22 protein-coding genes, 1 tRNA gene and 1 pseudogene are annotated in these 25,653 nt (G+C 64.7%); 10 read left to right on the forward strand and 14 right to left on the reverse strand.

The genetic code is table 11. The features are described 5' to 3' along the window. Nucleotides 1-160: 160 nt before the first annotated feature. Nucleotides 161-1,747 (reverse strand): GMC family oxidoreductase, encoded by a 1,587-nt coding sequence (locus CH283_RS06125; RefSeq protein WP_094640607.1) that lies wholly within the window; start codon nt 1,745-1,747, stop codon nt 161-163. Nucleotides 1,748-1,776: 29 nt separating this feature from the next. After that, nucleotides 1,777-3,495, reverse strand: coding sequence for an aldehyde dehydrogenase family protein (locus tag CH283_RS06130; protein ID WP_176460203.1), 1,719 nt, complete (start codon nt 3,493-3,495; stop codon nt 1,777-1,779). Nucleotides 3,496-3,683: 188 nt separating this feature from the next. Here CH283_RS06130 and CH283_RS06135 point away from each other — a divergent pair, with 188 nt between their 5' ends. Further along, the gene (locus CH283_RS06135) at nt 3,684-4,871 is read left to right on the forward strand and encodes a PucR family transcriptional regulator (RefSeq protein ID WP_094640608.1); all 1,188 of its coding nucleotides are present in this window, start codon (nt 3,684-3,686) and stop codon (nt 4,869-4,871) included. Between the two features lie 3 nt (nt 4,872-4,874). Here CH283_RS06135 and CH283_RS06140 read toward each other — a convergent pair whose 3' ends face one another. The 6 genes from CH283_RS06140 to CH283_RS06165 form a co-directional block, all read right to left on the reverse strand. Beyond that, entirely contained in the window at nt 4,875-5,831 is a 957-nt protein-coding gene (locus CH283_RS06140) for an esterase/lipase family protein (RefSeq protein ID WP_094640609.1), read from the reverse strand. 167 nt (nt 5,832-5,998) lie between these two features. Further along, complete coding sequence (locus tag CH283_RS06145; protein ID WP_082898707.1) at nt 5,999-6,850, reverse strand: glycoside hydrolase family 16 protein; 852 nt, start codon at nt 6,848-6,850, stop codon at nt 5,999-6,001. 271 nt (nt 6,851-7,121) lie between these two features. Then, nucleotides 7,122-7,195 (reverse strand) — tRNA-Gly (locus CH283_RS06150). A 30-nt stretch (nt 7,196-7,225) separates the two neighbouring features. Further along, the gene (locus tag CH283_RS06155; RefSeq protein WP_068049233.1) at nt 7,226-9,007 is read right to left on the reverse strand and encodes a putative bifunctional diguanylate cyclase/phosphodiesterase; all 1,782 of its coding nucleotides are present in this window, start codon (nt 9,005-9,007) and stop codon (nt 7,226-7,228) included. A gap of 117 nt (nt 9,008-9,124) precedes the next feature. Then, nucleotides 9,125-11,254, reverse strand: coding sequence for an Rv1355c family protein (locus CH283_RS06160; protein WP_094640610.1), 2,130 nt, complete (start codon nt 11,252-11,254; stop codon nt 9,125-9,127). Beyond that, nucleotides 11,251-11,964, reverse strand: a complete 714-nt coding sequence (locus tag CH283_RS06165; protein WP_068049236.1) for a hypothetical protein — start codon at nt 11,962-11,964, stop codon at nt 11,251-11,253. Before CH283_RS06165 ends, CH283_RS06160 begins: the two co-directional genes overlap by 4 nt. 140 nt (nt 11,965-12,104) lie before the next feature. Here CH283_RS06165 and dcd point away from each other — a divergent pair, with 140 nt between their 5' ends. The 7 genes from dcd to CH283_RS06200 all read left to right on the forward strand — a co-directional run bounded on the left by dcd (nt 12,105) and on the right by CH283_RS06200 (nt 19,744). Next, nucleotides 12,105-12,683, forward strand: a complete 579-nt coding sequence (gene dcd, locus CH283_RS06170) for a dCTP deaminase (protein ID WP_068049238.1) — start codon at nt 12,105-12,107, stop codon at nt 12,681-12,683. Nucleotides 12,684-12,851: 168 nt separating this feature from the next. Continuing rightward, the gene (locus tag CH283_RS06175) at nt 12,852-14,375 is read left to right on the forward strand and encodes an Hsp70 family protein (RefSeq protein WP_094640611.1); all 1,524 of its coding nucleotides are present in this window, start codon (nt 12,852-12,854) and stop codon (nt 14,373-14,375) included. A gap of 55 nt (nt 14,376-14,430) precedes the next feature. After that, nucleotides 14,431-15,873, forward strand: a complete 1,443-nt coding sequence (locus tag CH283_RS06180) for a CYTH and CHAD domain-containing protein (RefSeq protein WP_094640612.1) — start codon at nt 14,431-14,433, stop codon at nt 15,871-15,873. Nucleotides 15,874-15,953: 80 nt separating this feature from the next. Next, nucleotides 15,954-17,030: a hypothetical protein gene (locus tag CH283_RS06185; RefSeq protein WP_094640613.1), complete on the forward strand. Its 1,077-nt coding sequence runs from the start codon at nt 15,954-15,956 to the stop codon at nt 17,028-17,030. A 151-nt stretch (nt 17,031-17,181) separates the two neighbouring features. After that, nucleotides 17,182-17,469, forward strand: coding sequence for an ANTAR domain-containing protein (locus CH283_RS06190; protein ID WP_094640614.1), 288 nt, complete (start codon nt 17,182-17,184; stop codon nt 17,467-17,469). Nucleotides 17,470-17,609: 140 nt separating this feature from the next. Continuing rightward, nucleotides 17,610-18,578 (forward strand): Hsp70 family protein, encoded by a 969-nt coding sequence (locus CH283_RS06195; protein WP_255183107.1) that lies wholly within the window; start codon nt 17,610-17,612, stop codon nt 18,576-18,578. 50 nt (nt 18,579-18,628) lie between these two features. Then, complete coding sequence (locus tag CH283_RS06200; RefSeq protein WP_094640616.1) at nt 18,629-19,744, forward strand: fused (3R)-hydroxyacyl-ACP dehydratase subunits HadA/HadB; 1,116 nt, start codon at nt 18,629-18,631, stop codon at nt 19,742-19,744. Nucleotides 19,745-20,093: 349 nt separating this feature from the next. Here the strand turns inward: CH283_RS06200 and CH283_RS06205 are convergent, their stop codons facing one another. Beyond that, nucleotides 20,094-20,444 (reverse strand): VOC family protein, encoded by a 351-nt coding sequence (locus CH283_RS06205; protein ID WP_217901093.1) that lies wholly within the window; start codon nt 20,442-20,444, stop codon nt 20,094-20,096. 180 nt (nt 20,445-20,624) lie between these two features. Here CH283_RS06205 and CH283_RS06210 point away from each other — a divergent pair. Together CH283_RS06210 and CH283_RS06215 are read left to right on the forward strand one after the other, a co-directional pair. Continuing rightward, a pseudogene (locus CH283_RS06210) lies at nt 20,625-20,753 on the forward strand (steroid 3-ketoacyl-CoA thiolase); the annotation flags it as partial. Between the two features lie 169 nt (nt 20,754-20,922). Next, the gene (locus CH283_RS06215; RefSeq protein WP_068049287.1) at nt 20,923-21,363 is read left to right on the forward strand and encodes an Hsp20/alpha crystallin family protein; all 441 of its coding nucleotides are present in this window, start codon (nt 20,923-20,925) and stop codon (nt 21,361-21,363) included. 31 nt (nt 21,364-21,394) lie between these two features. On the opposite strand, the gene CH283_RS06220 is transcribed toward CH283_RS06215, so the two are convergent. Genes CH283_RS06220 through CH283_RS06240 form a run of 5 tightly spaced genes read right to left on the reverse strand, consistent with a single transcriptional unit; the run spans nt 21,395 to nt 25,651 of the window. Then, nucleotides 21,395-22,048 carry a TenA family protein gene (locus CH283_RS06220; RefSeq protein WP_094640618.1) on the reverse strand — a complete coding sequence of 218 codons (654 nt, stop codon included), beginning with the start codon at nt 22,046-22,048 and terminating at the stop codon, nt 21,395-21,397. After that, a complete protein-coding gene (locus CH283_RS06225; RefSeq protein ID WP_094640619.1) occupies nt 22,045-22,797 on the reverse strand; it encodes a glutamine amidotransferase in 753 nt (250 codons plus the stop codon). Before CH283_RS06225 ends, CH283_RS06220 begins: the two co-directional genes overlap by 4 nt. 9 nt (nt 22,798-22,806) lie before the next feature. Continuing rightward, nucleotides 22,807-23,838 (reverse strand): phosphotriesterase family protein, encoded by a 1,032-nt coding sequence (locus tag CH283_RS06230; RefSeq protein WP_094640620.1) that lies wholly within the window; start codon nt 23,836-23,838, stop codon nt 22,807-22,809. Continuing rightward, on the reverse strand, nt 23,835-24,869 hold the full coding sequence (locus CH283_RS06235) for an ABC transporter permease (protein ID WP_068049295.1): 1,035 nt from the start codon (nt 24,867-24,869) through the stop codon (nt 23,835-23,837). Before CH283_RS06235 ends, CH283_RS06230 begins: the two co-directional genes overlap by 4 nt. After that, nucleotides 24,866-25,651: an ATP-binding cassette domain-containing protein gene (locus tag CH283_RS06240; protein ID WP_068049297.1), complete on the reverse strand. Its 786-nt coding sequence runs from the start codon at nt 25,649-25,651 to the stop codon at nt 24,866-24,868. The genes CH283_RS06235 and CH283_RS06240 overlap by 4 nt, the downstream gene beginning before the upstream one ends. Nucleotides 25,652-25,653: the final 2 nt, after the last annotated feature.

Consider the following 25,653-nt stretch of genomic DNA (forward strand, 5'->3'; position numbering starts at 1 on the left):
CGGTCAACCTTCCGTGCTCGTCTCTCGAGCGTTGTGGGTCATTCGGCGCTGCTTGCCGAGCGGATGGGTTCCATCTCGATCCCTTGCAAGGGAGCGTGTCCACCTGTTACCCGACAAACCGGACTGTCAAACCGGAATTTTTCCGAAGGTTCACTCGGGATCAACGAAGGATCAGGTCCGCAGCTCGTTCGCCGATCACCACCGACGGCGCGTGAGTGTGTCCGCGGATGATGCTGGGCATGATCGACGCGTCGGCGACGCGAAGGCGATCGACGCCCCGCACTCGCAGCTCGGGATCGACGACACTGGCGGGGTCGTTGCCCATACGCGCAGTGCCCACGGGGTGGTACAGCGTGTGCGCATTCTGTTCGAGGGCCTCGGTGAGCAGGTCCGCCGGGGAGATGTTCGACGCCACCCTGGGGCGTACGACGTCGCCGAGCAGTCCCTTCAACGACGGGGTTTCGGAGATGGCGACGCAGGCGCGCAGGCCTTCGATCATCGCTTTGCGGTCCAGTCCGTCGGGGTCGCTGAGGTAGCGGGGTTCGACGATGGGCTTGGCCGACGGGTCGGCCGATCGGAGGGTGATCTCGCCGCGGCTCTCGGGTTTGACGAGTACCGCGCCGATGACGGCGGCGTGCGAGTCCTGGCCGACGAGTCCCTCGTCGAAGAACGGTGCCGGTCCGAAGATGAGTTCGAGGTCGGGCAGGGCCAGGTCCTCGCGGCTCTTGATGAAGCCGTACGCCTCGGCGACGTTGGAGGTGAGCATCCCGCGTCGGCGCGCGAGGTAGTTGACCAACTCGGGGATCTTCTCGGCGTGGAAGAGGGAGTCTCTTTCGGTTTTCCAGCCGACGAGGGCGGCCAGGTGGTCGAGGAGGTTCTGCCCGACGCCGGGCGCGTGGTGTTGGACGGCGATGCCGTGGGACTTCAGCTGTTCCTGGTCTCCGATGCCCGAGAGCATCAGTAGTTGCGGGGTGTTGATGGCTCCGCCGGAGAGGATCACCTCTTTGCGTGCGCGCACGGTGTGTGTCTGCCCGCCGGAGGCGTATTCGACTCCCACCGCCGCGCTGCCCTCGAAGAGCACACGGGTGGCGTGTGCCTCGGTGAGGATGGTCAGGTTCTTGCGCTTCTTCGCCGGTCTCAGGTAGGCATCGGCGGTGCTCCACCGTGCTCCGCGCTTCTGGTTGACCATCGTGCGGGTGAAGCCCTTGGGCTCGGGCAGGTTCGCGGTTTCCAGCGGATAGCCTGCTTCTTCGACGCCGTCGAGGAACGACGACGTCAGATCGCGGGGGCTGCGCTGGTGGGAGACGATGAGGGGGCCGTCGGTGCCGGCGTCGACTGCCGTTGTGCCCTCGATGTTCTCGATCCTGCGAAAGTATCCGACGAGGTTTCGGAAAGACCACGAGTCGTCGGACACCGCTGCCCACTCGTCGTAGTCGGCGGCGAATCCGCGCACCCACATCATCGCGTTCATCGACGACGAACCGCCGAGCATCTTGCCGCGCGGCCAATAGATGCTGCGATCACGCAGTTCCGGTTGCGGTTCGGTCAAGTAGTCCCAATCGACCTCGCTGCGAAAGAGTTTGGAGAACGCAGCGGGAATGTGGGCGAACTTGTTCTTGTCCTCGGGGCCGGCCTCGAGGAGAACCACCTCGTTGCGTGGGTCTGCGCTGAGGCGATTGGCCACCACCGCGCCTGCCGAACCTGCGCCCACCACGATGTAGTCGGCCGTCGTGCGCTGAGAGCTCATGATTGTCCTTCGGTCGTCGACGGTGGGTTCTACCCGCGCAGGGCGGAGGCGAAGATTGCCGGCAGCTTGGACCAGGACGGTGCACCCGCGAATGCGGTCAGCAGCTTGCCCGTCGATGCTGCGGTCTTGTTGGTGACGAACCACGGTGGCTTCGGGGAGATCGAGAGTTCGCCGTTGATCAGCGAGCGCGGCATCGGCCGGAAAGGTCCGCGCACCACTGTTCGCTCGGCTCCGTCGATCAGTAAGGCGTTGTGCACGATGCCGATTCCGCTCTGGACGTCGTCGACGGTGTGGCCGGGGAATGCGCCCCAGGTGGCTGCTGCGGTGAGGAATCCGATGGCCGTCCAGGCGTTGACGGCGATGGTGCCGTAGCGCAGGTCGGCGAGCATGGTGTCGAATTTCTCCCCGAGTCCCTTGATGGTGCCGGGGGTGCCGATGATGTTGATGCCGAGGGTGCCGGTGAATTCCTCGTTCGCGGCCTGAACCGCCTTGGCTGCGAATGCTGCTCCGCTGTAGGGCAATTCGATGATGCCCATGACCGGTGCGAAATACTCGGTCTGCAGCAGCGGTGCGTATTCACCGGGGTTCAGGTCGGTGATGAGCACGCGGCCACCGCGCTCGCCGAGGCGCTCGGCGGACGGGTAGGTGGCGGTGGCGTCGGACACTCGCTTGTCGCTGCCGGGGTAGTACGGCGCACGGGCGGGCGCGCGGTCCAGCGCGGCGCGCAGGGCGGCGACGAACTGGTCGCGCTGCTTCCATTCCGAGGACAGCACGACGACCTGCGAAGCGACACAGTTGTATCCGCTGTTGTGCAGGCGTTGGGTGGCGATGTGCTCGGCCTGGAATTCGATGTCGGCACGGCTCCACTCTCCGGGCAGAACGATGGTGGGCGAGACGCCACCGAGTTCGCTGGAGATCTCCTTGGTGAGGATCGGGTCGTTGGCCGCCTTGCGGGCAGCGCCGTCCGGGCCCGGACCGAAGACGATCGCGTCGTGCGTGATGGCGCTGCCGGTCATGTGGACGTGGTCGACACGATCGTGCTGGACCAGGTAGGTGCCCACGTCGGCTCCGCCGGTGAGCAGGCGCAATGCACCGATGTCGACGAGCGGCGCGAGGACTTTCTCGAACACCGGCAACAGCGGATCCATGATCGGGTTGAGCTTGAGTGCGACGACTCGATTGAACGCGATCAGTTCGTACAGCGCGTCCAGCGGCGCGATCGAGGTGATGTTGCCTGCGCCGAGTACCACTCCGATGCCCGCGGTGCGGGTGGGATCGAGCTGGGCGAGGCCTGCGGTCCGCTGTGCGGTTGCACGGTCGATTCCGGGCTTCAGCCATACCTCGGCGGTGAACCCGTTGAGCAGGAGGCGCTCGAAGATGTTGAGAGGCAGCACCGACACCGTCGTGCGCCCACCGGGTGCCGTTCCGAACGTGGCACCGGCCAGCGGACTGCTACCGGCTTCGAGCGCCGCCAGTGTGTGCGCCACGGTGCCGAGTCCGTTCAGGAACGAGTACGGACCCGACAACCATTCCTCTCCGACGAGGGTGGACGAGGCGTCGAGTCCCTTGATCGACGCTGCCGCCGTCACCCACTCCTGCGCGTGAGCTGTGGTCAGCGCGTGCACGCGTTCGAGCAGGGCACGCCGCTCGGCCAGGGTGAGGCGTCCCCAGTTCTTCTCTCCCTCGGACAGATCGGCGAGTGCGGAGTCGACTGCCTCGGTGGGTCCCGGCGTCGGTACGGGCTTCAGGTGTGGGGTGACGTCGCTGGTCAACTTCTCGGCTCCACTCGTCGTTCGGGTACACGCTTCCACTGTGATTGTGGTCGCACTCGGACGTGGGACGCTATGGGCCACGGCTCTCAATCGGATGCAGCGGTTTGTGCAGCCGCACAATTTGGCTGTGGCGTGGCTTACACGGGTGAGGTTAGAGTTCGGTCATGACCGCCACCGAATTCGACGTGCATCCGTCACCGACCGATCTGGCCGCGACGATGCTCGACGGCGTCGACGATCTGGCTACGGAACTCGTGCGACGGATCCTGGGGGCCGAGCACGCCTACCTGGAATCGACGCTGCTCACCACCGAGCAGCTCTACGAGGCGTCGCGGAGCAATCTGGCGTCGATGCTGGGCAAGCTGTCCGGTCGTGCTCCCATGCGACTCGAGTCGGCTCGGGACGCGGGCCGACTCAAGGCGGAGCAGGGGGTACCGCTGGCTGCCCTGCTTCACGCTTTTCGGCTGGGCGGCAGGTTGGTCTGGGACGAATTGATGGAACGTTCGGACGGCCGGGCGAGTCATGCGCTGCTGGACATGGCCGCCCAGGTCTGGGCTCTGGTCGACGTGTACTCCGACGAGGCAGCGGAGGCCTATCGAGAGAGTGCCGACATGCGTGCGCGGGAGAGCGCCGAAGCCCGTGGACGCCTCATCCGGGTGCTCTTCGCCGATCACGGCGCGAATCCGACTGCGGCAGCGGACGCATTGCGCACGTTTCGCATTCCCGACCACGGCTACTTCGCGGTGGTCTCGCAGGAGCCGTTGACCGCAGCGATGGGAATCGACGGGTTGATCTCCCGCCTCCGTACCGCGGGTGCCGAATCGGTGTGGGACGCCGAGGTGGACGGCAGCGTCGGGCTGATCTGTGCCGCAACGGAATCGGAGATCGATTGCGCGTTGATCACGCTGAGCGAGCTGTGTCCGGGACGGGTGGGGGTGAGTTCGGTCTTCCGGTCTCCGTCGGGTATCGGTGATGCCGTCGGTCAGGCCCGGTTGGCGAGGTCGTGCACCCCGAACGCGGCCTCACCGTCCGCGCCGGTGCGCTACGACTCCGTGCCGGTACCGCTGCTGCTGGTCCGCGATCCCTCGTCGGGCCGCATCGCCTCGCGTCAGATACTCGGTGATCTGCTGGCGCTGCCGCGAGCCGAACGGCAGAGCCTGCTGGACACTCTCGACGCCTGGTTCTCGTGCGGCGGTTCCACCCGCGACGCCGCCGAATCGCTGCACTACCATCGCAATACGGTGTTGTATCGGCTGCGTCGCATCGCCGAGCTCACCGGACGCGACTTCCGTGATCCGATTCAAGCCGCGGAACTCTACGTCGGGCTCAGGGCGTATCAGCTGCTGACGTGAGGGTCAGTGGCTGGCGAGGACGACGTCGAGAATTCCGGCTCCCAGCGGCACCGGTACGCAGGTCGGGGGACGCGCGTTCGCCGGGTCGAGTGCGTTGAGCGCCAGCCGCAGCGCGGTGGGGTCGTAGGTGAACGTGAAGTGCGCTACCTCGGTATCGGGGCACACGTCCTGCACCACGATGTTGTGCGCTCCCGGATCCCGCAGCAGCGCATTGGTGTACGGCTGGATCACTTCGTCGACCCTCGTCGCGATGGAGGTGTACTCCACTCCGGGCACGGTGTCGCCGCCTGCATTGAGGCGTTCGAGAAAATCGGATCCGGCCATCAGTTGGGCGAGCCCTGGGCCGAATTCGCCCGCTACGACCCCGGTTGCACCCGGCACTGCCTGTACGACGGGCGCTACTCCGTACATGGTGCCGCCGTAGGTCGGTGATGCGATGCCCACCCATCTGTCGACCACGTAGGCACCGCCGAGCCTGTTGACGAAGTATCGAGCGACCGCGGCACCCTGCGAGTAGCCGACCACGTCGACTGCTCCGGCACCGGTTGCCTGAAGTATCGACAGTGTCATCGACTTCAGTTGCGCTGCACTGTCTTCGATGACGCCGTACCCGTTGGATTTGCCGTCCGGCGAGGTGCCGTAGTTGATGGCGAAGACGCAGAATCCGGCTGCTTTCAGGATGGGTGCGAAGCCGGCCCAGTCGGAGTACGCAGTGGCGTCGGTGCCGTGTACCAGGACGACGGGATTCGGGTGCGCCGCAGTGGGCTTGCAGCCCATGTCGTTGGCTCCGGGAGGTGCGGCGTCGCGATTGGATGCGGCGTAGCGAATGGCATCGGCGTGATCGGGTTGCTCGGGGGCAGCGGCGATGGGCATCAGTGGCCCCGCGTGCGCGGAGGGTGTCAGCAGCGCAGCGGCAGCGACGAGTACGAGGGTGATCAGACTTCGCCGTGGCCCGCGCATGAATAGACGGTATTCCTCGAACTGTGGAATGTCCCTATGAGTGGGGGTGTGGACTGAGAAAAGTCACAAGAATTGTTCTTCGCGCGAAACCGTGCCTGGCGCGTACACCGCACGGGACCCAGCCGTGGTGGCTGGGCCCCGTGCGGAGAGAAGGATTGCTCTGCAGGTCAGAGGCGACTCACACGCAGCCAGTCGACACTCATCGTCTGCGGGTACGGCGTGCTGTTCAGCGTCTTGCCGGTCCAGTTGTTGCCCACGGCGACGTTGAACAGGATGTAGTGCGGCCATGCGCCCGAGAACGCCTTCCAGTTGCCACCCTTCGCCTCGTACTGGGCCTGAGTGAAGGAGTATCGAGCGACCCCGTCGACGAACCAGGTGATGCTGTTCGGTAGCCAGTCGATGCGGTACGTGTGGAATCCGTTGCCGACCGGATTCATACTGCCGCCGGTCTTCACATCTTGATTGGAGTTCCACTTCGAGGGACCGTGCAAATTGAATGACGGTCCGTACAGTCCGGGAATTTCGACGATGTCCACTTCCCCTTGGCTGGGCCATGAATATTCGCCACCGGGTTGTAGACCGAGGGTCCAGAATGCGGGCAGCAGGCCCTGGGCGCTCGGCATCTTGATCGATGCTTCGATGCGCACCGGCGGCGTCACCGATTGCTTGCCCATGCTGACCACGCGGGCGCTGGTGAAGTTGTACGGTGCCCGCTTGCGGTCCGGTGGTGTCTCTCGACGCGCGGTGATGTTCAGTGAGCCGTTGAACTGGTTGGCGTTGTTCCAGGAGTCCGTATAGTACTGCTGCTCACCGGAACTCGCGCCCCAGCGGCCGGTCTGAAACCCCCATTTGGAGGGGTCGGGTCCGCCGTACCCGTTGAATTGGTCTTCCCACAGCACGGTTCCTGCTCCGCCCTGGGTTCTCGGGGGCGCGGCGAGTGACGGGGCTGCGGTCGCCGACGAGACGGCCACGGCCATCGTCGTCAGGGCGACCGCGACAATTGTGAATAGTGATCGCATGAGGGGGATTCCTGTCAGGGTCATATGTCGGTGAACAAATGTCGACATTTGATTTCTAGCACGGCAAACTAGGCGACAGAAGTTTCTTTTGAAATGCAGGAATTCTTGCGAATACAATGAATGAATTAGCCTATGTTACTGGTCGGTAGCAAGGGTATCGACCAATGGTCTGCGGTGGTCGGTTTGTTTCAGGAGTGACCGCAGTGACTAGGGAGGGTTAGCGAAATCAGCGGTGTGGGCGAGGCGGAAGCGACTCGAGGGGGAGCCAGCGTGGAGCCGGTGACGGGAATCGAACCCGCCTCTCAACCTTGGGAAGGTCGCGTTCTACCAATGAACTACACCGGCGTGTGGTGCGGTTCGAGGTTACCAGGGCGTTCAGATGTCGATTCGCACGCCGTGCAGCAGGGTGAGGGCGTCGTGTGCTGGTACCGGCTTGGAGAACAGGTATCCCTGTGCGCGAGTGCAGCCCAGTTCGATCAGGGTGTTTCTGGCGGTCTGTGTTTCGACGCCTTCGGCGATGATGTCGAGTCCGAATGCGTCGGCGAGTCCGATGATGGATTGGACGATGGCGAGGTCGCCGGTGTTTCTGGCTCCGAGGTCGGTGACGAAGGCGCGGTCGATCTTGAGTGCATCGACGGGAAGTTCCTTGAGGTGCGACAGCGAGCTGTATCCGGTGCCGAAGTCGTCTATGGCCACTTGCACGCCGAGTTCGCGGAGTTCGCGCAGTGTCACGCGGGTGCGGGAAAGGTCCTGTACCACTGCCACTTCGGTGATCTCGAGGCAGAGGTCGGGCCCGGCTATCGAGAACTCCGTGAGTGCTCTGGCGACGGCACCGACGAATCCGTTGGTGACCAGTTGGACGGGAGATATGTTGACGCGCATGGCGATGTCGAGGTGGGGGATCTCGCGTTGCCAGTCGGCGAGGGTGCGGCAGGCGTGGTCGAGCACCCAGCGGCCGAGTTCTCCGGCGAGGTTCGTGTCCTCGGCCACTGGGATGAACGCGGACGGGGGAAGTAGGCCTCGGGTGGGGTGTTGCCATCGGACCAGTGCTTCGACTGCGGTGATGCGTCCGGTGACGAGGTCCACTTCGGGCTGGAAGTGCAGGGTGAGGGAGTCGCCTGCGATGGCGTCGCGCAGATGGATCTCGACGTCGTTGCGGAGTTCGGCTTCGGCGTGCATCTCCTCGGTGAACAGGGCGATGTCGTGCCCGCCTCCGCGTTTGGCTACCAGGGCGGCTTGATCTGCCTGCCGCAGAAGCGACTCCGCGGTGTGCTTGCCCGGCTGGCCGAAGGCGATTCCGATGCTCGCGCTTCTGCTGATGCGTTCGACTCCGAGGGTGACGGGGGCGTACATGGCGTCGGCGATCATCTCGGCGTGGTGTGCTGCGACCCGGGCCGAGCACGGCCCGGCCAGTACCACCAGGAATTCGTCGCCGCCCAGGCGTGCCACGAGACCGGCCGACTTGCCGACGAAGCTCTGCAGTCGGTCGGCGATGGTCTGGAGGTAGTGGTCTCCGGCGAGGTGTCCCAGAAAGTCGTTCAAGGCTTTGAGTCGATCGAGGTCGATGTGCATCACGGCGACGGGACCGGGCATGGCCGGGTCGAGTCGTTCGCGGAGGTGTTGTGTGAGCGCTGTGCGGTTGGGCAGTTTGGTCAGGTGGTCGTGCAGCGCCGAGAACCGGAGTTGCTCCTCGGCGCTCACTCGCGCCTGAAGTTGGGAGAGCAGTGCCGCAATCGCTTTGAGCGCGTTGAGTTCTGCCTCGGACCACGTTCGGTCGCCGATCTTGATGAAGCCGAGGATGCCGGTGGTGCGCTCCGAGTGCAGCAGCGGGACGACGGCCATCGAGGTCGCAGAGAATCCCGACGCGTCCTCGACGCGTCGGCGGTAGTCCTCCTGCTCCGGGTCCGGCCGAAACACTGCCGGTTCGGTCAGTGTTTCGGCCAGGCGGAACACCGAGTCTGCTTCGTCGAAGTAGACCACTGCCAGTGGGTCGGGATCGGGCACGCTCAGTCGCGGTGGCCATTCTGCGCTGAGTCTGGTGGCCCTGGCCTCGAAATCGTTGTGCCGGAGGAAGCTGAAGTCGATGCCCAGGTAGTCCACGAGTTGCCGCAGCACGGAGTCGTAGGCCTCGCGCACCGTCGCCGCATCGACTCCCATGAGTTCGGTTGCGACGCCGGTGACGAGGACCTCGAGCGTCTGGTTGTGCTCCAGGGCCCCACTCCCGCCTCTCGTAGACGCAGTGCAGGACTGTTCCCCCTGGTCTCCGCCGGAACTCTACCCCGATACAGACGCTGAAACAGGAAGTCTGCGACTATGTATCGGAGTTTTCGGGGCGCTACCGAGCCGCAACACCAGCGCGACGGACTCTGTGTTTTCGATTTCAAGCAGAGCGCGGAGCTCGAAACTCAACTGCTGCAGCGTTTCTGCGTGGTGCGGTGCCAGTTGTCGATATTCCTCCGCGGTGCGCGCATAGAGGAACGCGGGGGAAACCGGCTGCACTGCCAATCCGCGCAAATGCGCAGTTACCCAAACGTTCTCCGTTGCACATCCCCCGATGATGTAATCTGCTGCGGTCGATCCGGGCACGACGACCACTGCGAGTGCCGAACTCGACAGCACACGGTCGCGCATGTCGATCCCGAGCGCTGCACCGGCGTCCCACGCATGCACGAGCTCCATGACGTCCGGCCGCTTGACGATCTCGAGCTTGGACAGGTCCGCGTCGTCGATCCCCAGAGTCGACACCTCGATTCCCCGGTCGGGATCGAGATCTCCCGGCCAGCGCAACTCGGAGAACATGTCTCGATGCAGGTGCGGTGTGAGATACCGGATTCGATCGGCGGCGGCGAGGATATCCGCGGCCGCCGCGATGGACTCGGGTGCCGTCAGCAGCACTACCCGGCCACCCTCTGCTTCTGCCGCAGCGGCGATGTCGGCGGCGATGCCGGCATCCAGGGGTGCGCCGGTGCCCATTTCTCGATTGGTGCACCGCTCGAGAACGCCGTCGAGCAGGCGTCGATCCGTGACGGGTTGTGGGTCGCCCGCACTCAGGGTGATCTCGACTCCGTGGTCGGTGACCTCGCTGCGGTCGAGCCTGCCCTGCGCGGTGGCCACCACGCGCGCGTTGAAGGCGGCCGCACCCACTGCCACGTAGCTGCCCCGGAAGGCGACGTCGAGGGTCGACGTGCGGGAACGATCCACCCCGATCCGCACGGTGCGTCCGTCACGGGTGAACGTCCACGGCTGACTGTTTCCACCGGACGGTGCCCGGCGCGCAGCGTCGAGAACGAGCGCGTCGGGATCGACGGCTGCGTGGTGAGCGTCGACGGCGGTGTCGACCGAAGACTGCTGCGCCCTCGGCGTCGGGTTCGGGGTCGCGAGCGCGTCGAGATGGGTCTCGAGATCGACGCGGATTCGTCCGGACGGCAGGTGCGCTCCGGTGCCGAAGCGTCGAACGGCTGCTGCGATGGTTGCACCGCCGAGTTGAACGTCGCCGCCCAATTGTGGCCAGGTCTCGATCGTTTCGCTCACTTCCACCATCGAGGCGGCCATCCGGGCCGAGAGCAGTGAGGCGTCGAGCTGATCGAGCACGATGGGGATCTTGTCGCGCGTGCCCAGCCCCTGCAGGCTCGTCGAGTCGATCTCGCCGAGGACGCCGTGGAACACCGGACGGTCGGGTTCGAGGTCGAAGCGCTCGACGTCGAGCAGTCCCCGGTCGGAGGTCTCCATCAGTACCGGGATCCCGCGCGAGCGGGCTGCCTCGCGGGCGCGGACCTTGACATCGAGGGAGTCGCATTCCTCGACGAGCAGATCGAGTCCGTCGAAGAACTCGTCGATGGTGTTCTCGGTGATTCCGTCCTCGGCGATCTCGACGCGCAGATACGGGTCGATTTCGGCAATGCGTCGGGCCGCGACGACCGCTTTGTTGACCCCGAGATCGAGGATGGACGCGGGAATTCTGTTGAGGTTGGACAGTTCGATCTCGTCGAAATCGGCGAGTCGAAGCGTCCCGCAGATTCCTTCGAGTGCGAGAGTGTGGGCAATGGCGTGCCCGACGCTGAGGCCGATGATTCCTATCGTGAGATCTCCCAAGGAATTCTGTTCCTCGAGGGTTATCTTGTTTCTGTTCCTGTCCAGCCGCAGGTGTCGAAACGAGCGGGGTCCGAGTACGGCGACAACCGTCTTTCGCCACGGAAAGAAAACCCACCTGTCGTTTTCGTCGAGAAAGCTCTGCTCAGGGCTGGGAAGCAGTGAGCGCAGGCCATTTCTCTGCGTCTCTCGCTCGTCCAGGAAAGTGACGGTGGGGTCGGCTCTGAGTTCGTCGAGTGCGTCGCGCTGTGTGGCGTCCGTCTCGTCGAATATCACAGGCTTCCAGTGGTGGCCGGGCGTGGTTCGATCGTTCATGATGCGACTGCTTCCGGGAGTTCGACGGCTGCGCGGCGGTGTGCGAGCAGGGTGACCGTGTTGTGCCGCATTCGGCGCCAGGTGGCCAGGTCGGCGTTGAATGCGAGTGTTGTTCTGTCCCACCAGAACACCTCGGTTCGATAGCGATCGTCAGGATAGGGGATCGGCGCGATCTGGGTGGCGATGACGGCGCCGGTGTCGAGCCATGCGGTACGGACGTGGGAGGCCGCGGTGGCAAGGGCGTAGCGCGCACCGAGAAGTGCTGTGCTGTAGGCGGGGGATTCGGCGATCATCGCGGTGACGGCGCGGCCGTGGGGTGCGTGCTGAGCGACCCACGCGGATTTGAGTTCGACGACTCCGTGGCCGATGCGTTCGTCGAGCATGGTGTGCACGTGCCGTAGGCCTTCTGGATGGTCGGCGAATTCGATCAGTGCGTGCGATTGATCGACCGAGGAATACGGTCCTTGTACCCGTACCCCGCCGACTATTTGTCCGGTTCGGTCGAGTGCGGCGAAGAACAGCGCTGTGGTGCTGCCGTCACGAATGGCCGATATTTCGAGAGCGGTGGTGACACCGTGTCGCATATAGCTTTCCTCTGCGCCATCCAGGAATTGTTTCCACAACGCCGGATTTTCTGTGGGAGTGGTGGCCAGAACGAAGCATTGGGATCGCTGATCCCAGTACGAGGGGACGTCGAACGCAATTGTCATTTCAGTCTTCCTGACAGGAGTTTGCCGAATGTGAATGGTCGTGCCGCTCGATTGTCCGGCTTTTCCTTTGCAGAGCTATGCGCCGCGATCGGGACTCGGGTGTGTCGCGGGGGACCGCCCAGGACCAGTAGCCTGCAGAGGTGCTGCTCTCCGACCGTGACATCCGTGCCGAAGTGACCCAGGGAAACCTGGCGATCGAACCGTTCGACCCGTCGATGGTTCAGCCGTCGAGTGTCGATGTGCGGCTCGACAAGCTGTTTCGGGTGTTCAACAACACCCGCTACACCCACATCGACCCGTCGCTCCAGCAAGACGAGTTGACGACGTTGGTCGAACCCGCGGCCGGCGAGCCCTTCGTTCTGCACCCGGGTGAATTCGTTCTCGGCTCCACTCTCGAATTGACGACGCTGCCGGACTACCTGGCCGGTCGGCTCGAGGGGAAGAGCTCGCTCGGGCGGCTGGGTCTGCTCACGCACTCGACTGCAGGGTTCATCGATCCGGGCTTCAGCGGCCACATCACGTTGGAGTTGTCCAACGTCGCCAACCTCCCGATCACGTTGTGGCCGGGCATGAAGATCGGGCAGCTGTGTCTGTTCCGGCTGTCGTCGCCGTCCGAGAATCCGTACGGCAGTGCCGCGGTGGGGTCGAAGTATCAGGGTCAGCGTGGGCCGACGCCGTCGAAGGCCTACCTGAATTTTGTCCGGTCGAGCGTCGAGTAACGATCTCGCAGTTTGTTTGACCGCCGAAAAACATGACGAACGGACGGTTGTAACGGTACTCTGGTGACCTGACGTGGGTTGGGGCCTACCAGAGTGAGGTTTCTTGTGTCCGCGGTTCCCGATGTGTCCGTACTCGGCGCTTCGTTGGGGTCGAGTGGTCTCCGCAGCGTGATCAGTGCCAACGCTCGCTCCGGTGCCGTGCTGGAAGTGCACGAGCCCGTCGCGTCCCAGCCCGCACCCAACGGCCTCGCCCCCGATCCGTGGGATGCCGTCATCACATCGGTTCACAACCTGGCGTCGGAGTATGCGTCGGCGGATTTCTATCCGGTGCTCGCATTGCGTGAGAGCGACCCAAGAGCGGCCTACGATCAGGATTTCTCCGACGGTGTCGTCCTCGTGTCCGAACTCGGTGCCCAATTGGGCGCACTACGTGAGACACGTGTGCTGGCAGGCGAACGCTGCGTCGCCCTGTTCGACGTCGGCGCGTCCGGTACCTCGGTCTCCGTGGTCGACATCGACAGCGGCGACGTTCTCGCGTCGCGTCGAACGGACGCGCTCAGTGGTGACGAGTGCGATCGAATGCTGTGCGATCACCTCATCGCGACATTCGGAGCGGCCGAGGCGCTGACGATCGAGGCTCGCAGGCGGCTCGTGCACGACGTCCGCGACGGCAAACACGAGCTGGCTCTGCTTCGCAGCGTGTCGATCACCGGGCCGTTCGTCGGCGGACGCGCGTCGCTGTGGCGTGGCAATCTCGACGAGGTCATCGGCGACGCCGTGCACCGAGCCGTCTCGATGGCCGTCGACGTCCTCGACGCGGTCGAGGCGCAGGGCGTTCGCGTCGACGCCGTCGTCGCCGTCGGCGGCGGTGCCAACATGCAGATAATTCGTCAGGTCCTGTTCGACGCGGTGTCGATGCCGGTCTATGTGCCCGAGCAGCCGGAACTGCTGGCGGCGCACGGCGCTGCTGGGATCGCTCGGACGGTGGGTCTGCGGCCTGCGCCTGCGGCACCGGAGGCGCTCACCGATCGGTTCGATGCCGTGGACCGGGATTCCGCAGACCTCGAGGTGACCGCGGTTGTCCCGGTGGTCTCGAAGCGTCCGCGGCACAGCGACACCTCCTCCAAGCGGATGACCAGGGCCAACAAGTCCCGGCATCTCGGCGGTGCGCTCGCGGCACTCGTCGCGGTGTGTGCAGCCGGCACCGTGGTCACTGCGGCGGCACGGACCAGCGGCGAGGATCCAGCGCCGTCGGTGACCACGTCGCAGGGCTCCTCGCAACCCGCCCGGTCGCAGTCCGTGGTGCCTGCGGCAGACGGGTCACCCGCCGAACCCGCGGGATCGTCGGTACCGTTCGCGACCACGACGGCGACGCCGACCTCTCCTTCGGCCGGCGCGCCGCCAACGTCGTCCTCGTCTCAGGCACCGGCCACGACGGTCACCGAAAGCGCCACCGCCACACGGCGCACCGTCACCACGACCGGTGCCCCGTCCGACATCGAGCAGACAACGGCACCGAGTAGGCCCACCGTCGATCGGTCGACCGTGGTGCAGACGACGGTCCCACCTGCCGCCACGACTCGTCCGACCACAACGCGTCCCACCACGACGACCCGGACCACGACGACAACAACGCGGCCGACTCGGACGATCGACTTTTCATTGCCGGATTTCGACTTTCCGCGACGCTGACCGGTCTGCGCTTTCGGCCGTCATCGGCCCGGGCACTCGAGGCAGGATGAGCAGTATGGAGTCGATTCAGACCGAGCGCGAAGACAAGTTCGACGTCGACGCAGAATTTCAGTTGCCCACTCTCGCTGCGCTGGTGCCCACCGGCGGCGCACTGGTGTCGAGCGAGACCGACCTGAGCAGTGAGTATTTCGACACTGCGGGCCACGACCTGTTGCGACGCGGGATCACCGTCCGGCGTCGTACCGGTGACTCCGACAACGGCTGGCATGCAAAGGTCCCGGCGGAGAAGGCGCGGACCGAGATTCGGCTCCCTCTCGGCAGCGGTGCGCACAACGCGGTGCCGGACGAGCTGAACGATGTACTGCGCGGTGCGGTGATGGGCGCGCAGTTGGCCGCGGTCGCTACTTTGACGACGCGTCGAACGATCCACACCGTGTCCGACGCCGATGGGGCCGTCGTCGCGGAAATCGCCGACGACGAAGTGTCGGTGGTCTTGATCGGCGGTGCGACCGGTCCGCGGTGGCGCGAGGTGGAGGTGGAACTCGGACCCGCAGGCTCGGAGTCGTTCCTGAAGAAGGCGGGCAAGGTGCTGCGCGCCGCCGGTGCTCGGCCCTCCGCGCATCCGTCGAAGTTGGATCGTGCGCTGTCGGTGGTGCGCCAGGAACCTGCCGAACCCGGGGTGGCGCTGCTGGCGGACTATCTCGACGATCAGGCGCAGGCGATCGTCGCAGGCGATGTGTATCTGCGTCGGGGGCTGGATCCGATTCACTCCACGCGGGTGGCCATTCGGCGCTACCGCAGTACCCTCCGCGTGTTCGGGAGTCTGTTCGAGGACGAGCCGGCTGCCCAACTCGAGGCCGAACTGTCCTGGTACGCAAGCATTCTCGGTGAGGTTCGAGATCGTCAGGTGCAGCGTGCTCGGTTCGCGGCAGCGCTGCGCGAACTGCCGCCCGAACTGGTGCTCGGGCCGGTGGCGTCGCGCATCGAGAACGATCTGTTGGCCGAGCAGATCCGATACCGCGAGGCGGCGATGACCGAACTCGACGGAGATCGTTACCGCGCGCTGCTCACGACGCTGTCGGAGTGGTCGCGGGGGCTACCGATCGACGGAGAGGTCACCGACCGCGTGTTGGTCAAGCTGGCGCGCAAGGCCGGCAAGAAGGCGATCGATCGCACGAAGAGTGCCGTGCGCGGTACCGACGACGAGGCGTTGCATCGTGCACGGAAGGCGTCGAAACGTGCGCGGTATGCGGCCGAGTTGGTGGCGCCGGTGGTGGACAAGAAGGTCTCGAAAGCGAACATCAAGCACTACAAGACAATTCAGGAGGTGCTGGGAGAGCACCAGGATGCGGTGATCGCGGCGGAAATTCTGCGAACTCTCGGCGCGCGGGCAGGGACGACGGCGGGGGAGAACGGTTTCACCTTCGGCCTGCTGTTCGAGCGCGAGCGTCGCGCCGCCGAGGTAGCCCGGGACGAGGCGAGCAGGTTGGAGTTCTGATCACCGAAACCGGGATGATTCCCCGATTCGAGACTCGAAGGGTACTCTGAGTCCGAATCGAATCGGGGGAGTCGACGATCATGGCCATTGCGCTCGGGGTGCACGTCGGTGACGACGAAATATCTGCTGCGTTGGTCGAGGCCGATCTACCCGAGCTCGGCCCCATTTCCACTCGCACCGTCTCCGTCTCCTCGGCTCCCGGGGGTGTCGGGGACGCCCTCACGACGATGCTCGGAATCATGAGGGTGCAGGCGGCCCAGAACGACCTGCTGATCAGCGGGTCCGGGGTGGTCTGCGACAGCATCGCGCTCTGCGGGACCGTTCGTGCCGCTCTGGCCGCCCACGATATTCATGACGTCGGGGTAGTGGATGCCGGAGATCCGCGGTTGAACTCCGCGGTTCCATCGGTAATTGCAGCGGCACTGATCGGAGCCAAGGCCGCCCTCGCCGAGCCGGTGGCCGTTCCGACTGCGACGGGTGAAGAAGACCGAAGTGGTTCCGGCAGCGATGTGGCCGGTACGCCCCGCAGCGCGAGACTGACGATGATCGGGTTGGGCGCCGCGGTTCTCGCCGCACTGAGCGGAGCCACCGTGTGGGCACTGGCGGCGTCCGATCCAACGCAGAATTCCGTGGTCGATACCGCCGATGTTGCCGAGGTCCCGTCGAGCGGAGACAACGAAGCCGCGTCCTCGGCGGTGGTGGTCGCCGATTCGGCGGTCCCCTCTACCGACCCGTCGGCGGTTCCGGCCGTCGACACCGGGTTGCTCGAGGCCCCCGCGTACGGGCCGATGCCGGTCGGTACCTGGAGCGCAGCACCCACTGCGGGTTCGGTCCCCACTCCGTACGTCGAGGCGTCGTCGGGAGGAGGCAACTCCGGGCGCGTCGATACGGGTGGCGTCGATGCGGGTGGCGTCGATTCGGGTGGCGGCAGACCCGGCGGGGGCAACTCCGGTGGCGGTGATTCCGGCGGTGATTCCGGCGGTGGCGACTCGGGTGGCGACTCGGGTGGCGAGGAACCGACGACCGTCGATCCCCCGCCCGAGCCGGAACCCGAAACCGAGGTGCCGTCCACGGACCCGGCCGAGCCGACCACCGAGGTTCCGGAGATCACCGAGCCCACCACCGATACAGAACCGCCGACAGATTCGGTCGAATAGCCCTCGATCCGTTGATTGCATTGTGAGCGAGCGGTTTTGATACTTGTACAAGTCCTTCGCGTGACGGGTATGTGAATTCGACTCGGACACCTGAACTTCTGCTCACCCGCCGCTACCATCGGGTGATCGACCAGTAGACGGTGAGTATTCGATGACCGAACATCCCGCAGCAGAACCGGTGACCCGTACGACCATCGACAGGGCAGTGGGTGTTCTCATCGCGCTGCGTGGCTGTAGTCCGGAGGAGGCGTTCGCCGAATTGGCGGCGCACAGCTTCCGCTTCGATGTCTCGCTCGTGCAGTCCGCCCGCTCCATCGTCGCGGCTGCGCGTGGGATGGATTCGGCCAACGGTGTCGCGTGCGCGGCGATGACGTCGGCGCAGGAGGAATGGGGTCCGCTGCTGGCGGACCGTCGAGAACCGTTCGACCACGTCGCGTGAGAACGGACGGCTGATGTCCTGCTGCTTGTTATATCTCCCAAAACAAACCAAAAGTTCATCGAGATACCCAGTTTGCTGTCCAGGCGACGGTTCGGCGGTTAGTATCGGCTGGTCGGAGTAGCCAGTCGAGTCGAGGAATCATGAGAACAGTCCTTGGTGTTTCGGTGGGTTCCGCCACTGCCCGAGGGGTCGCAGTCGATGCGATCGACGAGTCGGTGCGGTCGGCCCACATCGTTCACTCGTTCGATCCCGACGACCATCTTCAGGTCGCCATCGACTTGCTGGACTCCATGTCGCGCGACCAGATGGTCGACAGAACCGACATCGTCTTGGCTGTGCCCGACGATCCCGGTGCTCGCGCGCGAACCTCCGCCTACTCCACGTACGAGGCCGATCGTCTGTTGGTCGCCTCCGAACTCGGTGCTCAGCTGCGGTATCTGCGGGGCACCGGCCAGCTGGAGGGCGCTCGTACCGTCGCGATCTGTGACGTCGGAGCGTCCGGCACCACGGTGTCGGTCGCGGATCCGGCCACCGGCACGGTCTTCAGTTCGGTGCGCACCACGCTGTTCGGGGGTAACAGCTGCGACGAGCAGGTCTCCCGCTACTTGCTCTCGATGTACGGAGCGGACGAGTTGGCGTCCGATCGCACCCGAGCAGATCTGGCGGTGTCGGTTCGCACCGCACGCGAGCAGCTGTCCAGGCTGCGGGTGGCGGAAGTTGCCGGACCTTTCGTCGGTGGGCCGGTGCGATTGTGGCGCAATACTTTCGACGATGTTCTCGAGCGCAGCATTCGTTCGCTCGAGGACTGGGTGGCCAGTGTCATCGTCGACGCTCCCTGTGCCGTCAACGCCTTGGTGATGGTCGGCGGCTGCGCCAACATCCCGACGCTGCGGCGTCTGTTTCGTCGTGATCTGATGCTGCCGGTCGTCGCGCCCGCCAATCCGGAGTCCCTCACCGCCCACGGTGCGGCTCTGATGGCAGTCGACGCGGTCGCGTCGCGTCGCCATCGCCCGCGTGGTGCCATGATCGCCAACGTTGTGCCGTCGCAACACGCCTCGATGGTGGGCATGGTGGGCTACCACGACTCTCCGCGACACCGCTCGGCTTGACCCCTCCGGCCTGGCCAACCAACGCCGTTGTTCGGTAAGTTGCTCGGGTAATGGTGAACAGTGGGGTACGAGACGGTGGGACAACAGTGGCAGAGCAGGTAGCGGAGTCCGGTACGGCAGCGACCGGCGAGGAGGCGTTCGATCCGGCGGAACACGCTCGGAGCATGGTCGGTTATCACTACCGCACCGAGGACTACTACGAGGTGGGCCGCGAGAAGGTCCGCGAGTACGCCCGCGCCGTCCAGGATTTCCACCCCGCCCACTGGGATGGCGACGCTGCGGCCGCTCTGGGGCACAGTGCCCTCGTCGCACCTCTGACGTTCATGTCGCTGGTCGGCACCCTCGCGCAGAAGAAGCTTCTCCAGTCCATCGCCGAGGGCTACGACCTGAGCCAGATTCTGCAGACCGATCAGGTGCTGGTGTTCCAGAAGCCGATCCTTGCCGGCGACCAACTGACATGCGATGTGTCGCTCGATTCGTTCAAGACGGTCATGGGTCGCGACATGATGGTCACCAAGAACGTCGTGTCCAATCAGAAGAACGAATTGGTGCAGACCACGTACACCACGCTCCTCGTCGGTCGGTCCGGCGAGATCGATCCGGCCATCGCCGAGTCCGCGAAGAACTTGGTGATGTTCGGTGCGACGACGGACGTCAGCGGTGCCGATTCCGGCGAGAGCGGCACACTGTCCACTCCGCAGGAGCACGAGCCGCTGATCGTCGAGGAGTACCGGGGTCGGCCGACGCAGAAGTTCGACGACGTCAATGTCGGAGACGAACTGCCGCCGCGCACGGTGCGCCTGACCCGCGGTGATCTGGTCAACTACGCAGGTGTTGCCGGCGACGCGAACCCGATTCACTGGAGCGAGCAGTTCGCCAAGCTGATCGATCTCGAGAACGTGCTGGCCCACGGGATGCTCACGATGGGCGTCGGCGGCGGCTACGTCACCGAGTGGCTCGGCGACCCGGGCGCTGTGAAGGACTACACCGTCCGCTTCACCACCCCCATCCCCGTGGACACCCACAAGGCCGCCGAAATCGTCTTCACCGGCAAGATCAAGTCCAAGGACGAGGCGACGCGGACTGCAGTCATCTCACTGGGCGCGACATTCGAGGGCAAGCGCATCTTCGGCCACCGCGCTACGGCAACAGTGCAATTGGGCTGAATGCCTGCGGCAGTGGTGTGATTAAGTGCCCTGGGCGGCACTCAATCACACCACTCGACGGCTTAGTTGGTTCGCCTGTGCCGCGGATCGGCTCCCCAGTTTTGGATTTCTGACTCCGATCGGCGTCGGGTATCCGAATGTGGGGAGCTGATCGGCAGGGCCTAGCGGTAAATACGCCCTTCGTCGGAATCCGCACCCCTTGTAGCGGGCGTGAATTCATGCGAGGGGCGTAGATGTGTTCACCCGGCCTCTGCCGCGGATCGGCTCCTCGGTTTGGGATTTCTGACTCCGATGGGCGTCGGGTATCCGAATGTGGGGAGCCGATCGGCCGCGAGACGGTGCGCTGGGTTCATCCACCCACGAAGATGCAGAATGGATGGCCGGCCGGGTCGGCATAGATTCGGATCGGCTCCACCGGGTCGTCGTGCAGATCTCGAAGCAGAGTAGCTCCCAAACCCGTTGCACGCGAATGCTCTTCGTCGAGTTGCGCGACAGTGTCGACGCGGAAGTCCAGGTGCAACATCTGAGGGTGTTCGCCGTCCGGCCATGTTGCGGCCGGAAGCGCGTCGACCTGCTGAAACGCGATACGCCACGAACCGTCGGGTGCGGTGATCGCGAGCCAATCCGGATTGATCGGTTCGGCGTCGCCGGGTACGTATTCGAATCCGAGTAGTTGCCGGGTAGAACTCGGCGGACTCACGGGTGTCGGTGCAGTCGAGGACCACTTGATGTACCGAAATGTTCATGATCGGGTCGTCTCCTGGGAGTGCTGCACCATTGCTGATCGGGTGGATCCTGCAGAACCAGTTGACCGCATCGCGGGGCATCGCACAACGCCCAGGCGATCACGATCCGGCCCGTTCTGTAGATCGAGGACGGCGGCGGCAGCGGTGCGCGCATCATGACGACGATGGTTCACGCCCTCGCTGAACGTGAGCAGCGATTCGGCCTGCAGGTGATGTGCGAAGCGGGAGGACTCTCGAACGCAACCATCATCGAACGGCTGTAAGTGCCTGCGGCAGTGGTGTGGTCGAGTGCCCTGGGCGGCACTCGGCCACACCACTGCGGAGCAAATTCCCTCTTGGCACTCGTGGGCGGAGAGTGCTAATTTGGGTCTCGCACAGTGAAGACGCGGCCGCTACAGGGGCGGGCGCATCGTCGTTCAGGAGGTGGTTGCTGTGCTTCGCTTCGATCCGTTCCGTGACCTCGACTCGATTGCTGCCGGGATGCTCGGCGCGACCAGTGGTTCGGACCGTGCACCCAGGTTCATGCCTATGGACCTCTACAAGCTCGATGATCACTACGTCCTCAACGCGGACCTCCCGGGTGTCGATCCGGGCTCGATCGATGTCGACGTCGATCGCGGCACTCTCACGTTGACCGCGCATCGAACCGCACCCACCAGTGATGGCGTGCAGTGGCTTTCGTCGGAACGATTTGCCGGAACGTATCGACGCCAGCTCTCGCTCGGTGACGGGGTCGACGCGGAGAAGATCTCGGCGTCCTACGACAACGGCGTCCTGACGGTCACCATCCCGCTGGCGGAGCGGGCCAAGCCACGCAAGATCGAGATCGCCCACGACAACACGCAACGAACCATCGAGACTCAGACAAGCTGAGCGCCTGCGGCAGTGGTGCGGATAGGTGCCTTCAGTGGCGCTTGTCCACACCACTGTCGTGGGTAATCGCGGCGTCGTGAAATTCCATCTCGGCAGCCAACATTCCGACGAACCACGCGTCCAGGGTCGCGTCGTCCACCTCGTCCATCGCGTCGACTTCTCGGGCCAACGCGTCCACCTGCGCGACGAACGCGGGGCGGGTGTGCATCTCGATCCACTCCTGCAGTGCCGGTTCACGATCGACAGATTTGTCCATCGCCGCGCGACACCAGGACAGATACAGGGTTTCGGCGGCGAACATTGCGACCAGAGCTGCGGCTCTACCGTCCTTACGGGCAAGTCCCAGTGCGTAGTTCGACAGAACGGACGAGCTCTCGATCAATTCGTCCACGTCACCGTCGTACGGAAACTGCTCGCGTAGCCCCGCGAAGTATTCGCGCTGCTCGCCGACGAGGTTGGACAGTGACGTCACGTGATCGGTGGCGTCGTCCAACGACGTCGACTCCGCGACCACGAGCCCGAGAATGCGCACCGCGGTGAGCACGAATGCTTCCTCGATCACCAGGTAGCGCCGAAAGTCGTCGTCGCGCAACGTGCCGTCGATCGAGTCGGTGATGAAGCGGACACGCTGCGCGGCAGCAAGATTGCGATGCTGCCGCGCAGTCAGTTCGGCGGAGCGAGTCACTTTTCGGACAACCAGGCGATCAGGCCGTCGAACAGATCCGTGTATCCGAGCCATTGTTCGCAGAACTCCGGCGGTGCCCAGTGCGGTGAGCAGTCCGAGGTGAACACTGCGGAGCGGCCCTTGCCGTAGGCGCCCGCCGCCACCAGCGGATCACCGTTGATGGTGGCCGGTACGGCAACCCCGTCCTTGGCGATCACTCGGTTGTAGCCGAGCAGGGCAGGCCACTCGGTGCCGCTGCCGCTCACGGTGGGGTGGGTGCCGTCGACGACGACGGGAATCATTCCACCGGGCGTCTCCACCCGATCGTCTTCCGGGAGCATCGTCACCGGCAGTGCGTCGGCGAGGGCCGTCTGCCGGAACGCGGCCCGAGCCTGAAACCCGGAGAACGAGAGGTATCCGCCGATCATCATCAGCGCACCGCCGTCGTGCACCCAGTTCCGAAGCTCGACCAATCGATCCTCGCCCGCCTGGAAGCGGTCGAAAACATTGGGTGCCAATTGAATCGAGTTGGCACCGATATCGGAGAGCACCACCACGTCGAACTCCGACAGCGCATCTGCGTTACCGGGGAACTGGGTGGGTACCAGGTGCGCCGGCATGTGCACCACCTCGTGCCCACGGGAGGCGAGCGCGTCCCGCAGTGGGCCGACGCCTTCGACGTAGGAATGCACGGTGAACTCGTCGACACCCTTGACGTGGGTGGACGACGTCATCCAGCTTTCACCGGCGATCAGAACTTTCTTACCCATGACGCTTCTCTATCCTTTTCCGGCCTGCTCGAAGAGCGACCTCGGGTTGTCTTGCATGATTGAGGACACGCGCTGCGGATCCAGTCCGTTGCGAACCAGCCGAGCGGCGAAAGAGACGGGCACATAGGCCAATCCGTTGCCTCCGTACTTACGCAGCATCGATTTGAGGAACAGGTCGTGGCTGAGGAGGAGTTGCGCTCCGTATCCGCCACCGACCAGACCCACAACGGCGAGGGCAGTCTCGGCGGGCGGCGGCGACTGCCCCTCCCCGGGAAACTCGAAGGGCATACCGATCATGTCGAATTCGAGGAAGACCCCGCGATCGGCGAGCGCGCACTGGTAGTCGGGATCGTTGCCCGACGGGTCCATGTGGCACAGCACCACCGCGCCCGGATCGACACCCATCTCGTCCAGAACGATATCGAGCACCGCCGGTCCGTAGCGCTTCCAACCCGGAAGATGAACGAACAGGGGCACGTTCACCTCCCGCTGAGCGACGCATGCTGCGCGAAGCGCTTTCGCCTCGTTCTCGGTGAACGACGGTGAGATTCCGATCTCGCCGATCACGCCTGGCTTCGGCGCATCCGTATCGGCGGTGAACTCGGAGATGAGCGACGCGGCGAGGGTGTCGATGCCGAGTGCGGCCACTTCGGGCGGATGCGTCGACTCGAGATACCAGCCCGAGCCCATGACGACCCGAACACCGGACCGGCGTGAGTAGTCGGCGAGAATCTGTGGTCGACGGCCGATACCCGGGGGTGTCAGGTCGACGATCGTCGTTCCTCCGTTGTCTGCGAACGTCTTCAGCTCGTCGAGAACGCCGGCTGCATCGTCGACTCGGCAGTTGTCGGCACTGTGGTACGGGTTGTCGTGCAACAGCCACGCGTTCTCCGACGCGACCGGGCCGGCGAGGATCTGCGCGACAACAGGATCCGGCGACGGTGAGTAGGCGACGGAAGCGTCGTTGTGCAGGTGTTCGTGCGGCAGGACGAGTCCGAGCCGATCGGATTCGATAGCTCCGGTGACGGTGGTGACGATCATTGCTTCCCCGGTGCACTCTGCAGGTGCTTGAACAGCGAGGCCAGGGAATGTCCGCGCATGTTGATCCAGATCGCCATCAGCAGAACGACACCGGTGATGATGGGAGTCAGGAATGGACTGACGCCCAGCAGGGTGAGGCCGTTCGCGATGATGCCGGTGAGGACCGCGCCGATGACGGTTCCGATCACGGTGCCGCGTCCACCGAAGAGGTTGGTGCCACCGAGTACCACCGCGGTGATGACGGTAAGCTCGAATCCGTTGGCGGAGTTGGCCGATCCGGATCCCAGCCGGGCTGCAATGAGAAGTCCGGCGATGCCCGCGGCGAGACCGGTGAACACCAACGTCATCATCAGCACTCGGCGGGTGTTGACGCCCGAGCGGCGAACGGATTCGACGTTGGAGCCGATCCCGGTGACGTAGCGGCCGAATCGAGTGCGGTTGAGGGTGATTGCACCGATGATCACCACGCCGAGGGCGATCCAGGCGCTGGCCGAGAACCCGAGCCACGATGCGGTGCCCAGCTTGGCGAACGCCGTACCGGGAGTGATCGGGACGGAGAATCCCTCGGTGCGGTACAGGGCGATGCCGCGAATGATGGACAGCGTCGCGAGGGTGACGATGAACGGTGGAATGCCCTGGTAGGCAGCGAGCCAACCGTTGACCAGACCCCACGCGGCCCCCATCAAGGGCGCTGCCACGAAGACCACCGAGGAGTCGACGCCGGCCTGGATCAGCTCGGCGCTCATCGCGGCCACGAACGCCACCGTTGCCCCGACGGAGAGATCGATCTGACCGGTGGTGATCACGAACGTCATGGCGACGGCGATGATCAGAACCGGAGCGATCTGCGTGGCGAGGTTCGAGATGTTGGTGAACGTCAGGAACGACGATGTGGTGACCGAGAAGATCGCGGCGACAGCGACGGTGACGGCCAGCATCGCCAGCGTCGGTTTGTTCGCCTGCTGCCACAGGGTGGGTCTGCTGGCGAGCTTCTCCACGCTGGGTGGAGCGTTCTTGTCGAGAATCGTCATGATGGGCCTCCCGGCCGGGACGTGGAGTGCGTGGGTACCGGGGTACGGGTGATGAGGCCGACGAGGGATTCGATGTTCAGGTCCCCGATGGGGACGTCGTCGACGCTCTGGCCCTCGTACATGACGGTGATGCGGTCGCAGACGCGGAACAGGTCCTGCAGTCGGTGCGTCACGAGGATGACGCCGACGCCCTGGGCCGCGACGTCCGTGATGAGCTTCAGCACCGACTCCACCTCGGCGACGGCCAGTGCCGCCGTTGGCTCGTCGAGGATCAGCACGTCGGGACGGAACGATACGGCGCGGGCGATGGCGACGGTCTGACGTTGTCCGCCCGAGAGCTGCCCGATCTCCTGGTACGTCGACTTCACCTTCACGTGCAGGTCCGCCAGGATCTTCGCGGCCCGCTCGTGCATGCCGTGCCGGTCGAGGAACGGTCCCTTCCTGGGCTCGCGCCCGAGGAACAGGTTGCTGGCGACGTCGAGGGTGTCGCACAGGGCGAGATCCTGGTACACGATGCCGATCTTCTTCTGCTGTGCGTCGAGCGGCGTCGAGAAGCGCACCGGGTTGCCGTCGACGCGCATCTCACCGCCGTCGTGTTGAACGGCGCCGGCAAGGATTTTCATGAGCGTCGACTTGCCGGCGCCGTTGTCTCCGACGACTCCGAGTACCTCGCCGCGTCCGAGCCTGAGATCGACTCCGCGCAGTGATTTGACCGGGCCGTACGACTTGGTGATTCCGGAGAGTTCGATCAGGGGTGGATCCGGTGAAAGCTGTTGTGTCATGG

It is taken from the genome of Rhodococcus sp. 05-2254-2 (genome assembly GCF_002259095.1).
In the GTDB taxonomy this organism is placed as follows: Bacteria; Actinomycetota; Actinomycetes; order Mycobacteriales; family Mycobacteriaceae; genus Rhodococcoides.

What these genes read in the sequence shown, in the direction of transcription:
- CH283_RS06125 (WP_094640607.1), bottom strand. Translation starts at nt 1,747, where the DNA reads ATGAGCTCTCAGCGCACGACGGCCGACTACATCGTGGTGGGCGCAGGT.
- CH283_RS06135 (WP_094640608.1), top strand. Translation starts at nt 3,684, where the DNA reads ATGACCGCCACCGAATTCGACGTGCATCCGTCACCGACCGATCTGGCC.
- CH283_RS06140 (WP_094640609.1), bottom strand. Translation starts at nt 5,831, where the DNA reads ATGCGCGGGCCACGGCGAAGTCTGATCACCCTCGTACTCGTCGCTGCC.
- CH283_RS06145 (WP_082898707.1), bottom strand. Translation starts at nt 6,850, where the DNA reads ATGCGATCACTATTCACAATTGTCGCGGTCGCCCTGACGACGATGGCC.
- CH283_RS06155 (WP_068049233.1), bottom strand. Translation starts at nt 9,007, where the DNA reads ATGGGAGTCGATGCGGCGACGGTGCGCGAGGCCTACGACTCCGTGCTG.
- CH283_RS06160 (WP_094640610.1), bottom strand. Translation starts at nt 11,254, where the DNA reads ATGAACGATCGAACCACGCCCGGCCACCACTGGAAGCCTGTGATATTC.
- CH283_RS06165 (WP_068049236.1), bottom strand. Translation starts at nt 11,964, where the DNA reads ATGACAATTGCGTTCGACGTCCCCTCGTACTGGGATCAGCGATCCCAA.
- CH283_RS06180 (WP_094640612.1), top strand. Translation starts at nt 14,431, where the DNA reads ATGGAGTCGATTCAGACCGAGCGCGAAGACAAGTTCGACGTCGACGCA.
- CH283_RS06185 (WP_094640613.1), top strand. Translation starts at nt 15,954, where the DNA reads ATGGCCATTGCGCTCGGGGTGCACGTCGGTGACGACGAAATATCTGCT.
- CH283_RS06190 (WP_094640614.1), top strand. Translation starts at nt 17,182, where the DNA reads ATGACCGAACATCCCGCAGCAGAACCGGTGACCCGTACGACCATCGAC.
- CH283_RS06195 (WP_255183107.1), top strand. Translation starts at nt 17,610, where the DNA reads ATGAGAACAGTCCTTGGTGTTTCGGTGGGTTCCGCCACTGCCCGAGGG.
- CH283_RS06200 (WP_094640616.1), top strand. Translation starts at nt 18,629, where the DNA reads ATGGTGAACAGTGGGGTACGAGACGGTGGGACAACAGTGGCAGAGCAG.
- CH283_RS06225 (WP_094640619.1), bottom strand. Translation starts at nt 22,797, where the DNA reads ATGGGTAAGAAAGTTCTGATCGCCGGTGAAAGCTGGATGACGTCGTCC.
- CH283_RS06230 (WP_094640620.1), bottom strand. Translation starts at nt 23,838, where the DNA reads ATGATCGTCACCACCGTCACCGGAGCTATCGAATCCGATCGGCTCGGA.
- CH283_RS06235 (WP_068049295.1), bottom strand. Translation starts at nt 24,869, where the DNA reads ATGACGATTCTCGACAAGAACGCTCCACCCAGCGTGGAGAAGCTCGCC.
- CH283_RS06240 (WP_068049297.1), bottom strand. Translation starts at nt 25,651, where the DNA reads ATGACACAACAGCTTTCACCGGATCCACCCCTGATCGAACTCTCCGGA.